Source organism: Staphylococcus pseudintermedius, from assembly GCF_034042775.1.
Lineage (GTDB): Bacteria > Bacillota > Bacilli > Staphylococcales > Staphylococcaceae > Staphylococcus > Staphylococcus pseudintermedius.
In genome coordinates this window covers 1,826,598-1,840,370 of the sequence record NZ_CP120150.1, presented here as the reverse complement: position 1 = coordinate 1,840,370, position 13,773 = coordinate 1,826,598, and the positions used below count along the sequence as shown (strand labels likewise).

The window sequence follows — 13,773 nt, the reverse complement described above, 5'->3', positions numbered from 1 at the left end:
GACTTGTCCATAGTCAAATTACTACTAAAAAAATCCAGCCCACAACAAGGGATTGTCTTGTATTACCTTGTCGCAATTGTCGGTGCGTTTTTGCTACTTAATCTGCCAGGTGTCCACAAACCAGGCGTAAAAGTCGCACCGATTGATACGTTGTTTGTAGCGGTATCAGGTGTCAGTGTAACAGGATTAACACCAGTCAATATTTCCGAAACATATTCAGCATTTGGATACATTGTCTTGTTGGTCATCCTCAATATTGGTGGCATTGGTGTTATGGCCATCGGTACGCTGTTATGGGTTGTATTAGGCAAGCACATTGGCATACGTGAACGTCAACTCATTATGTTAGATAACAATAGAGAGGCGATGAGTGGGACAGTCAAACTGATTTTAGATATTGTGAGAACGATTTTAGTGATTGAATTAGTAGGTGCAACACTGCTCGCATTTTATTTTTATCAAGATATTCATGATTTAAAAGAGGCGATATTACAGGGTGTCTTCGTTTCCATCTCTGCGACGACAAATGGGGGATTAGACATCACAGGGGACTCCTTAATTCCATACGCGAACGATTACTTTGTACAAACGATTGTGATGTTTCTTATCGTTTTGGGCTCAATTGGCTTTCCAGTATTATTAGAAATTAAAGCGTACATTAAAAATAGGATTCCAAACTTTCGATTTTCACTGTTTACTAAAGTGACAACGGTAACGTATTTATTGATTTTAATTGTTGGTATGCTCGGGATTTTATTAATCGAAGCGCATGGTGTGTTCGCAAATGAGTCATGGCACAAGACATTATTTTATGCGATGTTTCAATCGGTGTCGACGCGAAGTGCAGGATTACAAACTTTTGATGTGTCACAGTTTTCAGATGCGACAAACCTTCTGATGGGCGGCCTCATGTTTATTGGTTCCTCACCAAGTTCTGTAGGTGGCGGTATACGAACGACGACTTTCGCGATTATTATCCTGTTTGTCATTAACTACAAACCGAACGCTGAAAAGTCATCCATTAAAGTATTTAATCGTGAAATTCATAACCAAGATATTCAACGTTCCTTTGCGGTATTTTGTATTGCGATTGTGATGACATTTGTAGGCACATTTATCATCATGTTAAACGAAGGGCATCATATTGATTTCATTAAGATTTATTTTGAAATTATGTCCGCATTCGGAACGTGTGGTTTATCGACGGGGATAACTTCAGAGCTCGGCAGTGTTTCAAAAGTCGTCTTGATGATTTTAATGTTTATCGGACGTGTAGGCTTGATTTCCTTTATTATTATGATGAGTGGTAATCGTGAGCCAGCGAAGTATCATTTTCCGAAAGAGCGCATTCAAATTGGGTAATAATAGGAAGGGCGATGAGATATAGAAAATTTTTGATGCGATTGATGCAATGTTCTTGTTAATCTTGCCCTCCATATGAATTGTAGTTTTGATTGCCTTCATGGCTTCGCTTTCTTCAACTCAATTCGGCTTGATTGGAGCATACAAGAGATGGAAGCCGCATTGGATTTTGGGAGCAGTACAGAAATCTCACGTGTAACAAAGATTTCGTTGTACTGCCCCCGCAAGGCTGACTAGACTTCTCAAAAGCATGTGCATTGAGAAGTCAGACAGCTACTGCGTTAAACGGTAGCCACTTTTAAAGTAAAGAAGTGACTGCTAGCAGTATGCACGCCTCCTCTCAGGAGTCTCAGCCGTATAGGCAATCTTATATCAAATACAGGGAACTGAGGGCAAGTTGATGAAATCAAGAAATCAATAGCATCAATTTTTTGTAAGATAAAGTTACGAAGACACAATGCTCAATGCAACAGTCAATAAACTGAAAAGAGAAGTGTATCAACCAAGTAAAGAAAGCCATAACCTGTTTTGAGAATTGACAGGTTATGGCTTTCTTTAATGTGTTATTCAATTTATTGGTCGATGTGTTGTTTAATATGTTGCGTCACTTCAACCCAACCGCGCCATCCAATGTGGACAGCATCACTCATGTAATAAGGTTCATAGTCGTGATGTGATAAATCTACAACATGACCGTGGTGATCTTCAATCGTTTTGACGATTTTCTCATTGACCGCTGTACGTCTGTCACGCGGAAGATCAATGTGGTCGTACCACTTGCCATTAACTGGGATTAACACGTACTGCACATCCGCACCTGCTGCATTGAGTGTATCAACTAAAAGTGATAAATCATCATACTCAACAGATTTTAAGCGGAACTCGTGGTCACGGCTCACAGACTTTTTATGCTTTAATTTTTTCCAATACGCATCCTTGATTTGGTAAGGGTTAGACTGACTGTGATGCGCCCCATATTGATGTGCTTCTTTGTCTAATGCTTTCCAATTCAATGGTTGCTTTTGACTTTTATCGAACAGTCTCGGCAATTTACCTTGATGATGGAACGGTAAATAGCTCTTTAATGCTTCCATTTTCGCAAGATGATTCGCATAAAGGGGGTTTAAGAAATGCCCATCTGCTTCATGTGACTTTGCAAAATGTTTTAAAAAGTCGTTCTGCTTATTGTCTTTAAAATGCAATAAACGTTTGGCTAAGCGTGTTTTAATATCGTTAGAAATATTTGGGTTATTGAATATACTATTAATTTGTAACTGAGAAGCACGACCTTGGTAATTCTCTTCAGTTAAGCCATGTCTCGTAAACCATTGTGGTGATATGATGACCGTCATTTTTTTATTTTTTAAATGGTCATACTGTGCACCTAACGTCATCAACTGAATTAAATCCGTGGAACCCCCAGTGCCCACATAAAAGAGATTTTTCGTGTGCCCCTTTAACAAGATGGCAGGTTGAAATGGATCTTCTTTATTCAGCTCACTTGAACCATAAACTGGGTAGTAATGAGGGTCCTTAATCATAGCTTCTTGTACATACTGGCCTTTTAACATATCACTATCTGTTGACACTTGATACTTAGGAAGTTGGTTTGCGATATGTGGTGGCACAAACCATTTAGCCGGCAATATGATAAAAATACCGAATAATAGAATACTCGCCAAAAAAGCAATGATGTAAGGTTGTTTTAGCTTCATCGTAATTTTGCCAATTCGTTAATGATTTGATTTGGCGTACCCCAATCTTCTCTATTAAAGTCCATAATTGGTACTTCTATATCAAGTTCGTCTTGAAACGCTACTAATAATTGTACAGATTGCATTGAATCCATAATCCCTTCATCAAAAATATGAATATCTGGATTTGATTTCACAATATCATCGTCGGCAACTTCTGCAATTATATCTAAAACTTTTTCATTAAATTCCATAAAACTCTCTCCTTAAATTAATTGTCCTGAAAAGATTAAAAAGCCAAAAGCGACACAGTGGAAAGTGATAACGATGCTCAGTGCGTTAATCACTGGATGATCCCACTTACCGAAACGCTTTTTACGCCATTTTTCATAGTGATTATACAAAAAGAATAACAATGCGTGATATAAACCATACGCCACATAAAACCATTCAAAACCGTGCCAAAGTCCCATAATACCGAAGTTAAGTAAGAAGGCAAGGTTAGACACATGGAAATTTGATTTAATGTATTTTTTCTTAGTCATAAAGAAAATAAAACGCATGTAAATACAATCACGGAACCAGAACGATAGACTCATGTGCCATCTGTTCCAGAAATCTTTAATATTTTTTGCTCTAAATGGTTGGTTAAAGTTGATCGGTGTTTCAATACCATACAAGTAACTCAATGCAATGGCGAATAAGCTGTAACCTGCAAAGTCAAAGAACAGGTAGAAACTATAGCCATACATGTATATCACGTAATCGCCAAACGACTCGAGGTGACCTGTATAAGGTGTCACAAAATACTGTTGGACGAAATGCGCAATAATATATTTGTAAAGTAAACCTATCATAATGTAATGAATCGCTTTACCAAGGAGTTGTGAATATTTGTCCATAGCGATTTCTTTATCGTAATCTTTTACAAAACGACGATAGCGATCAATTGGACCTGAAGAGATCGTAGGGAAGAACGTAATGAATTGTACGAGCTTCTTCAAATCTACAGTTTGCTTTAATGTGCCGTCATGAATTTCCATGATTAATTGAACGCTTTTGAACATAATGTACGAAATACCGAGGAAACCGAACAGTTCCACGATTTTTGAGCTGTGCAAATGAAGTTGTCCCGAACCTAGCCATGAACTTTGTAGGAGTTTGACCATAAAGAGTGGCAGGATAGACAGAATCATCGTCGTAATGTAAAGCGGTGTGGAGCGCTTGTTTGCTCTAAGACGCTCGAACCCCTTAATAATGAGCGCTTGCCAAATAATGTATAAAACAAGGCTCAATAAATGATAACTTAAATACTTGATACCGAAAAAGTTGTGTTGATCGTCTGCAAATATGACGACAATCATAATCAATGTACTGATTAAGTTGTAAGCTTTAGATCTTTTGCCTAACAACCCCAGTATGATCACAGGTAACAACACAATGAGCGCAATCGCAAAAAAGTGAAAGCTACTGTATGGGATCATGATTGATATACCTCGTTAATTCGTTTGCGGTCGAGTTTACCATTGTTAGTCAATGGCATCTCTTCAGCAATTTCGATTTTTTTAGGAATCATATAATCAGGTAACTCAGCTTTAAGACGTTGCTTCATTTCTTTTGGTACGTCTGCCGGATCGATGTCTTCTGAATTTAACTTTACGACACCTTTCAAGTAGGCGATTTTGTCTTTTTTATAAATTGGTACAACCAATGATGTATTCACAAATGGCAATGCGTTCATTTTAGCTTCAATTTCTTCAAGTTCCATACGATAGCCGTTGTATTTGATTTGGTTATCAATGCGGCCTTTAATAAACCACAAGCCATCTTCAAATACTGCTTTGTCACCTGAATAGTATGCGCGTTGTTCACCATCTTTGAAAAAGGCTTTCTCTGTTTTTTCAGGGTCTTTTAAATAACCTGCACTTACTGAATTTCCAGTAATAATGAGCTCTCCTTCTTCAGTCACATTTAATGTCGTCCCTTTTCTTGGTAAGCCCACAGGAACGTACTTATGGCTATCAAGTACTGATTGCGTCACTCGAATACTTGTAATCGCAACAGTCGCTTCTGTAGGGCCGTACGTATTGTATAAATAAGATTGTGGAAACTTGTTTAACAATGTTTGCGCTGTATGGTGACCTAACACTTCACCACAGAATAAGAACGTACGTAAATGTGGCATACCTGCTTCATTGACATTTGGTAACATTAAGCAAATTTCCATAAATGATGGGGTAGACACCCAAACATTAATTTTTTCGTTTTGGAACAGCTCATACAATTTTTTAGGTGCTGCAATCATTTCTTTGTTGACTAACAATAGTGTACCGCCTGAAATGAGACACGGATAAATCGCCATAACTGATAAATCAAATGAGAATGGCGCTTGGTTTAACCAAACATCTTTCGTGTGATATTGGTTCAATAAGTCCACCCAATTTGCGAACTCTACTAAGCTCTCGTAATAAATTTTCACACCTTTAGGAAGACCTGTTGAGCCCGATGTAAAAATCGTGTAAGCAATACCATCATTTTGCATTAAAGGCAATGATGATACAGTCTCGAATGATTGAATACCTTGAATAGTAATCTCTGTCACACCTTCATAATTAAGCGGTGTATCTGTCGTGTTAATTAAAAATTGTGGTGAAACTTTTTCTATAATATGTTGGATACGGTTTGTAGGTATAGATTGATCAATTGGAACATAACCGCATCCGGCTTTAAGAGCACCAATCATACCCACTACCATAAATGGAGACATGTGGCCATAAACTATAACAGGGTTGTCGCTTGTAAGCAGTTGTGATGCTAAGCGTGAGGAATAACTTTCTAACTCTAGATAAGTTAATGATTCACTCTGATGTTGTACGGCAACTCGGTCCGGCTGGGTTTGACTGTGCTGTGAAATCATTGTTAAAACATCTTTCATGTGTCGGCTCCTTTAATGATTAAAAATCGTTGTAGATAAAAGTATTTTGTGTATCACCATTACCGTAAATAAAATACAAAGTCAGCATGATAGCAAAATAAAGCAATGTTAATGCGACTGTTTTAAGAGGCAATTGATTTAATTTCATAATAAATTTTCACCTTCTGCATAATATGACATGAAGGTTAAACTATCTCATTTAACCCAGATAAAGTTAATGTAATTTAATACTTTATGAAAGTCAATCCATTTCTTGAAAAAAAGGTTAAAATTACAAGAAAATAGGTCTAGAGTTGTATGATTCAGTAATAAAAGTACAATGTTATATTTTAATTAAATATTGTTATTGGATAGTGTTTGAAACAAAAGATTCTTAGTTATGCTTAATTTTTTTAAATTGAATTCATATCCATTAATGTCTGTGCAAAGGAGTAATAATAGTGGGTGGATGTCGAGATATGGTAGAATACGAGATGAATATTGAGATTTGGGGTGAAAGCAATGAGTGAGCATGATGAAATAAATATACAAATTATAGCGACTTCTGATATGCATAGCCATATACTCAATGAAACTGAACGTTCTAATATATATCGAGCAGGGACATATATTAATGAAGTAAGACAGCAACATCAGCATGTCGTATTAGTGGACAACGGTGGTAATTTAGCAGGCAGTGTGACAGCTTTTTATTACGCCATTATTGCACCATACAAAAGACATCCGATGATTAAGTTAATGAATGCGATGAACTATGATGCGAGTGGCATGAGCGAAAATGAATTCAAATATGGTTTAGACTTTTTTAATCGTTCTGTTGCGTTATCACGTTTCCCATGGCTATCGGCGAATGTAGAATATGCTGTCACCCATGAACCGTATTTTTCTACGCCTTATACAGTGAAAGATATTGATGGGTTAAAATTAGTCGTGATGGGGGTTTCTTCAGAAGGGCTAATGAAAAATGAAAATGTAGAAATGGAACCGGAAGTGATTGTCGAAAGTGCGACCTATGCGGCACAACGTTGGATTCGCTATATTTATGAAACGATTGAACCTGATTTTCTTATTGTGTTGTATCATGGGGGTTTGTCGAAGTTGAGTCATGATGCTAAGTCGCAATTTGAAAATCGAGCGGAAGAAATTATGAGGCAGGCTGGGATAATTGATCTCATGATTACTGGGCATCAACACGAAACGATTATCGAAAATGATGGTATGACACTGTATGTTCAAGCAGGTCAAAATGCTGAAAATGTCATTCATGTTAATGCGAAATTTAAAAAACGACGTAACTCTTTTGAATTGTTAGAGATGCAGCCAAAGATTGTCACATTGACGGATTATGAGGAAGATGAACGTTTATTGAACTTAACGTATTACGATCGAAAAGCGATACGGAATTGGAAAAACGAATATATTATCGCGCATGAAGTCGATATGCAATTTGATACGTTTCATGAGTTGTTAATCCAACCCCATCCATACATTCAATTGTTACATCAAAGTTTGAACCATGAAACGGAAATCCCATTAACATGTGTACATCTGCCTTTACCGAATACGAAAGGCTTAAAAGGGCGTTTGAAAAATGAAGATGTTTATAATTCGTATCCGCATCCCGACAAACCGATTGATCTTACATTAAAAGGGAGTGAAATTAAACGTTTAATTGAAGAAAGTGTAAGTCATCTTGAATTAGAAAAAGGGCAGTGGACGTTGAAAGATACAGACCCGACACACTTTTTATTCTGGTCAGGTTTTACATATACTGTAGATATGTCGAAGCCTTTAAATGCGCGTGTTACGGATTTTGAATTGCGAGAAGATTATTGTTACCGTGTCGTGACGACGGATTATATTTATCGCCATTATCGTCATCTGTTAAGTGAAGCGGTCGTACATCAAACATTTCCAAGCACAATGCCAGAGTTGCTCGTTCGAGAAATTCAAGCAGAACAAGAGAGACAACTAGTACCGCAAAATATGCATATCGTAAGTGGACTATCATTGTAATCGAATATGAGATTAAAAAAGACCCATGTCTAGCATTTCATAAAGAAATGCGACATGGGTCTTTGTGTGCATCACATTTAAATCATAAGTTGAGCTTAGTGTGATTGTTTTTTATCGTGGCGTTTTTTACGTGCAAAGAGTAATGCGCCTAAAGCAGCTAAAATACCACCGAATAATGTACCTTGATGTGATTCAGTTTCACCTGTTTCAGGTAAAGCTTTTTGTTGTTGAGATGGTTTTGCTTTATTGCCGTTTGAATGAACCGGTTGTGTGACTGGAGTTAAGCTTGGTTTCTCAGGATTTTGAACACCTGGCACACTTGGATTATTTGGCTGTTCTGGACTAGGATTTTCAGGTTGACCCGGCTCAGAAGGTTGTTCTGGACTAGGATTTTCAGGTTGACCTGGTTCAGAAGGTTGCTCTGGACTAGGATTTTCAGGTTGACCTGGTTCAGAAGGTTGCTCTGGACTAGGATTTTCAGGTTGACCCGGTTCAGAAGGTTGCTCTGGACTAGGGTTTTCAGGTTCAGTCGGTGGCTCAGGTGTAACTTGAGTGAAACCACTGTCAATTGTTAAGTCATCGCCATCTTTAACTGTAACTTTTGTAGATGTACCGTTAGAGTCATTATCAGCTGTACCTTGACCTGTAACAGTCGGTGTGTAACCTTCAGGCGTTTCAAATTCAATCGTATAGTCGCCTTCTTTCACGTTTTCAAATAAATAGTTACCGTTAGCATCAGTTGTACGTGTATCTACGACGTTACCATCCGCATCTTTTAAAGTGACTTTAACGTCAGAGATGCCTGGTTCATTGTCATCTTGGATACCGTCTTTATTTAAGTCATCCCAAACTTTGTCGCCAACATTATGTGTCGGTGGCTCAGGTGTAACTTGAGTGAAACCACTGTCAATTGTTAAGTCATCGCCATCTTTAACTGTAACTTTTGTAGATGTACCGTTAGAGTCATTATCAGATGTACCTTGACCTGTAACAGTCGGTGTGTAACCTTCAGGCGTTTCAAATTCAATCGTATAGTCGCCTTCTTTCACGTTTTCAAATAAATAGTTACCGTTAGCATCAGTTGTACGTGTATCTACGACGTTACCATCCGCATCTTTTAAAGTGACTTTAACGTTAGAGATGCCTGGTTCATTGTCATCTTGGATACCGTCTTTATTTAAGTCATCCCAAACCTTGTCGCCAACATTATGTGTCGGTGGCTCAGGTGTAACTTGAGTGAAACCACTGTCAATTGTTAAGTCATCGCCATCTTTAACTGTAACTTTTGTAGATGTACCGTTAGAGTCATTATCAGCTGTACCTTGACCTGTAACAGTCGGTGTGTAACCTTCAGGCGTTTCAAATTCAATCGTATAGTCGCCTTCTTTCACGTTTTCAAATAAATAGTTACCGTTAGCATCAGTTGTACGTGTATCTACGACGTTACCATCCGCATCTTTTAAAGTGACTTTAACGTTAGAGATGCCTGGTTCATTGTCATCTTGGATACCGTCTTTATTTAAGTCATCCCAAACCTTGTCGCCAACTTTGTGTGTAACAGGTTCTTTGTAGAAACCGCTATCGATTGTTAAGTCATCGTTACCTTCGACTAAAATAAGGGAAGATGTCCCATTAGAGTCAGTGCTGACTCTGCCTTGGCCTGTTTGTGTCGGTGTATAACCTTCAGGCGTTTCAAATTCAATTGTATATTCGCCTTCTTTAACTTTTTCGAATAAGTAATTCCCTTTATCATCAGTTGTACGTGTATCCACAACGTTACCATCCGCGTCTTTTAAAGTGACCTTAACGTTAGCGATACCTGGTTCGTTTTGGTCTTGGATGCCATCTTTATTTAAGTCTTCCCAAACTTTGTCGCCGACGTTGTGTGTTGGTGTTTCAGTTTGGTAAAAACCTTGGTCGACAGTTAAGTTGTTCCCATCACTAATGACAGCTTGTGCATTTGTAGGACCATCAGAGTCAAGGGCGTCATTACCTTGGTTGGATGGACTTGCAGCATAGCCTTCCGGTGTTTCAAAATCCACTTGATAATTACCATTTTTTAAATTATCAAAGATATATTTACCATTCGTGTTTGTATAAGTTGTATCCAAAATGTTGCCATCAAGATCTTTTAAAGTAACCTTTACATCAGCAATACCAGTTTCACCTTGATCTTGGATACCATTTTTATTCACATCATTCCAAACTTTGTCGCCTAATTGATATGATGCTTCATTTCCGTCGGCTGTACCACCAGAAGAGCTTTTCACAATATCGTTATCCCAAGTAATATAGTTATATTGACCATATCGGTTTTGAGTGGCCATAATAGCACGCAAGTTTAAATCCTCTTTAGAATCCAAATTTTCTTTGCTCGTCACTTTAACGATATAGCGTTGCCCATTTAAGTTGCCAAAGTAAATATCTGCCAAATTATTATCACGATAAACAATATTAAATTGTTTTGTGACATCTTCATATTCACTGTCATTCACACCGAAACTACTATTAAGTGGTTGACCATCAGCAACTTTTAAAATCTTGATCTGCGTTGTATCTGGTTTCACTTGCCCATTACTCTTAGTTGGATCAACTTGGAACCCTTGAACTCTTACAACTGTACCGTTCGCCGTTTTTCGTAAAGGGTTAACATAAATGTATTGGTCATAGTCCCCAGTTTTAGGATCTTCTGAAGTAATCATTGATTTTAAGTTAGAATCACCTTCACTGTAATATTGACCGTAGTTTACAGTGATTGATGTTTCTAAAGGTTCGCCTGCAATGTCGTATTTTAATGGATATTTTTGAGAATCTGTTGCCACTTTACGATCCATAAATTGAGTCAAGTTAAACGAACCGGACACATTTTCTAAATTATTAACGACATTAGTGAACGTGTATGTCATAGTATGGTTGGCAACATCATATTCACCTAAAGCCACAACTTCACCTTTTTGATTTGTAATTTTTTCTCTAAAGTCAGGTGAATGGCGCGTGTCACCAAAAGTATTGACAGTGTCAGGCATTTTTACAGTAAAGTAGTCACCTTCTTTAACAGTCCCGTTTACGTTAAAGTTACTTTTTAAATAAAAGTTTCCTGAGTTGTTTGGCTCGATATAAGATTCAGTTATTTTCATATTTGATGCTGTTACTTTGTCATTTACGTTTGTCCCACCAGCTGCAACAGCAGTAGGTTGACTTGCACTGACTGCGCGAAGTTGAGTTGTACCTTTAATGTCTTTTAATTGTGTAGGTGCTTTTTTGTTTGCGACTGTTGTATTTGTTGGTGCTTTTGTCGTTTTAGTTTGATTGGATGTTGATTCAGTAGGTTGTTCGTTTAAAGTTGTTTGAGAAGCAGTTGTTTCACTATTTTTTAATTCTGTTGAAGGTCGATTGTCTTCTGATGTTTCTGGTGAAGGTACTGTCGATGTAGGATCTTGTTGAGGTGTATTTGAAACTTGTGAATCAGAAGTTGTATCTGCTTTAGGTTGTTCATTTACTTGAGATTCACTGTTAGTTGTGTTTTCTTTTTCTGCTTCTTGATTTGATAGGTTTGCTGATGAGTCACTTTGCAATGCTTCATTTTTTGCTTCTTTTGTTTGAGCAATGTCAGCGTCTTTCGATGTTGTTTCATCTTGTGCTGCACTGTCTTTAAATTCTGATGATGCATTATCTGGAGTTTGCTCAACTTGTGTTGCTTCTTTTTCATTCACTTCTTGATTTTGCGTTGGTTCGGTATCACTTTTTGATTGTTCTGTTGTAGGTGTTGAATTATCTGTAGAAAGTGCATTCGCTTTTGCTTGTGTATCATCTTGTTTTTCTGTCGACACTTCATTGGTATCGCCTTGGTCTTGTAATTGCGCTACAGTGACGGGAGTTGTTGAGTTTTCAGCTGCGAAAGCCTCGTGATGTATTCCGAAAAACGCAACAGTTCCAATTAAAAACGATGCTGTCCCCACAGAGCATTTTCGAATTGAAAAGCGAGAGAGCGTTCGGTTACTTTTCGAGTTCATGTGTTTCATTTAAATATCATCTCCATTTAACTTTTGTCGATTTAAATTATAATCGATTGTGTTTGAATTCTATCATAACCAATTGTTTAAAACAACAAAAGCAATTAAAAATTTTAATTAATAATGGAATTCTAAAACTAAAATTTTCCACTTATATAAAATTTCTATTTTTATAAGTGGAAATAATTATATAATACTTCTATCAATAAGATTGAATAGCATAGAGGTTGTTTGGAATTTAACCGTTTTTGATTAATGATATATTACAGAAGTAAACATGGCATTATAGTACTTTCTAACATTCGAGCTCCAATGATAGTTGACTTTAAAATATTGAGATATTTGGAGAAGATTTTATGGATTGTTTTTAGCTACGAAAATTTAAAAAAGATAGAAATTTTAAAATGACTGGTTTTTTCATGATTAGACAATAGATATTCTTATCTAAATTTTAAAAAGATACTTTATAAAAACATCTAGTATCTCCCCTTTTTGTAATTTTTCATCTCATCTAGTTGACTCGAACTTCAAATATTGTTTGTGTCATTTATTAATTATTGAACTATCCGATACGCTATATTTTGGGGGAGATTTTAGAACTTAAGTTATTATTCAAATATGCTTGAACGATTTTTAACGTAACGTCCAATCTATAATATTTACCTAATAAAAACATATAATAAAAGTCGGATTTTAGTCCACCTTTTAAGATGTACATCTAAAAGATAAAGGTTTAACTCAAGAGAAGGTTTCAAAAGAGTTAGAAGTTTCGATACAAAGCATCAACAATTGGGAAAACAAAAAACTTTGTCTGATTTGGATAATTTGTTTAAGCTTTCTAAGTATTACGATATGGATATCATAGGATTACTTATTGAGAAAGAAAAAAGTAATCCTAAAGAAATGGATAATTTAATTAATTCGAAAAAAAGGTGAAGGGGATGTAATTTTGAATAAAAATTTCTTTTCAATAATGTTTAATGTTTTTATAGTTATAGCAAGCATAATTTTTTTCTTTGTTTTTATGTATAAGGGGTTTGATATTTACTTATGCTTAATGCCTTTAGCTGTATTATTCTGTGGATCAGTTTCTTTGTATGTAGATTTGAAAAAGAGAAAAAACACTTTCAAAAAATAATTTATCAGGTACCACAACTAGAAAAAGAAAACGAATAAACTAACTCCGCCTGCAATAGGTGGGGTGTTTATTGACTGTTCGAAAGTTGATTTGGTCAAAATTTGGTCAATGAAAGAGCTAAAAAGTAAAAATGTGATTTATTTGACCACAACTTGACCGCTTATTTTAAAACAGATATTAGTGAATGCTAAACAAAAATAAAAAGAACGCCGTCGTAACAGCGTTCTTGTCAGTTTTAAGAAAACAAATATTAACTATTGTTCTCTATCTAGCGGAAACGGAGGGATTCGAACCCTCGCGCCGCTTTCGCGACCTACACCCTTAGCAGGGGCGCCTCTTCAGCCAACTTGAGTACGTTTCCATGGCTCCACAGGTAGGACTCGAACCTACGACCGATCGGTTAACAGCCGATAGCTCTACCACTGAGCTACTGTGGAATAACTTTTTCAATCACAAATATTATTATATCAACATCATTGGAGAAATCAAGGGTTAATAACAAAAAAGTTAACGGAACATTTACACTATGCGTATATAAATTCCGCTAACTTTACACTTTGTTGAATAAATAGTCTAGATGAAACATGTTGCGTTTTCTCGCAAGTCATACAATCA

At 36.6% G+C, this 13,773-nt stretch carries 8 protein-coding genes, 2 tRNA genes and 1 pseudogene; 3 read left to right on the top strand and 8 right to left on the bottom strand.

The features are described from left to right. Nucleotides 1–3 precede the first annotated feature (3 nt). A complete protein-coding gene (locus P3U61_RS08675) occupies nt 4–1,362 on the top strand; it encodes a TrkH family potassium uptake protein (protein ID WP_037543467.1) in 1,359 nt (452 codons plus the stop codon). Between the two features lie 572 nt (nt 1,363–1,934). On the opposite strand, the gene dltD is transcribed toward P3U61_RS08675, so the two are convergent. Genes dltD through dltX form a run of 5 tightly spaced genes read right to left on the bottom strand, consistent with a single transcriptional unit; the run spans nt 1,935 to nt 6,079 of the window. Continuing rightward, nucleotides 1,935–3,077 carry a D-alanyl-lipoteichoic acid biosynthesis protein DltD gene (gene dltD / locus P3U61_RS08670; protein ID WP_014614339.1) on the bottom strand — a complete coding sequence of 381 codons (1,143 nt, stop codon included), beginning with the start codon at nt 3,075–3,077 and terminating at the stop codon, nt 1,935–1,937. Beyond that, nucleotides 3,074–3,310 carry a D-alanine--poly(phosphoribitol) ligase subunit DltC gene (dltC, locus tag P3U61_RS08665; RefSeq protein WP_014614338.1) on the bottom strand — a complete coding sequence of 79 codons (237 nt, stop codon included), beginning with the start codon at nt 3,308–3,310 and terminating at the stop codon, nt 3,074–3,076. The genes dltD and dltC overlap by 4 nt, the downstream gene beginning before the upstream one ends. Before the next feature lie 12 nt (nt 3,311–3,322). Further along, entirely contained in the window at nt 3,323–4,540 is a 1,218-nt protein-coding gene (gene dltB / locus P3U61_RS08660) for a D-alanyl-lipoteichoic acid biosynthesis protein DltB (RefSeq protein WP_037543462.1), read from the bottom strand. Then, complete coding sequence (gene dltA / locus P3U61_RS08655; RefSeq protein WP_014614336.1) at nt 4,537–5,991, bottom strand: D-alanine--poly(phosphoribitol) ligase subunit DltA; 1,455 nt, start codon at nt 5,989–5,991, stop codon at nt 4,537–4,539. Before dltA ends, dltB begins: the two co-directional genes overlap by 4 nt. Before the next feature lie 19 nt (nt 5,992–6,010). Then, on the bottom strand, nt 6,011–6,079 hold the full coding sequence (gene dltX / locus P3U61_RS12305) for a teichoic acid D-Ala incorporation-associated protein DltX (RefSeq protein ID WP_394356362.1): 69 nt from the start codon (nt 6,077–6,079) through the stop codon (nt 6,011–6,013). A 413-nt stretch (nt 6,080–6,492) separates the two neighbouring features. Here dltX and P3U61_RS08645 point away from each other — a divergent pair, with 413 nt between their 5' ends. Further along, nucleotides 6,493–8,007 carry a bifunctional metallophosphatase/5'-nucleotidase gene (locus tag P3U61_RS08645; protein ID WP_014614334.1) on the top strand — a complete coding sequence of 505 codons (1,515 nt, stop codon included), beginning with the start codon at nt 6,493–6,495 and terminating at the stop codon, nt 8,005–8,007. A gap of 95 nt (nt 8,008–8,102) precedes the next feature. Here P3U61_RS08645 and P3U61_RS08640 read toward each other — a convergent pair whose 3' ends face one another. Next, nucleotides 8,103–12,029, bottom strand: coding sequence for an SdrD B-like domain-containing protein (locus P3U61_RS08640; protein ID WP_323695687.1), 3,927 nt, complete (start codon nt 12,027–12,029; stop codon nt 8,103–8,105). Between the two features lie 748 nt (nt 12,030–12,777). Between P3U61_RS08640 and P3U61_RS12300 the strand changes: the two are divergent. Then, a pseudogene (locus P3U61_RS12300) lies at nt 12,778–12,885 on the top strand (hypothetical protein); the annotation flags it as partial. A 545-nt stretch (nt 12,886–13,430) separates the two neighbouring features. Here the strand turns inward: P3U61_RS12300 and P3U61_RS08635 are convergent. Both P3U61_RS08635 and P3U61_RS08630 read right to left on the bottom strand, forming a co-directional pair. Then, nucleotides 13,431–13,519: transfer RNA gene (locus tag P3U61_RS08635), tRNA-Ser, on the bottom strand. Between the two features lies 1 nt (nt 13,520). Continuing rightward, nucleotides 13,521–13,595: transfer RNA gene (locus P3U61_RS08630), tRNA-Asn, on the bottom strand. Between the last annotated feature and the right edge of the window lie 178 nt (nt 13,596–13,773).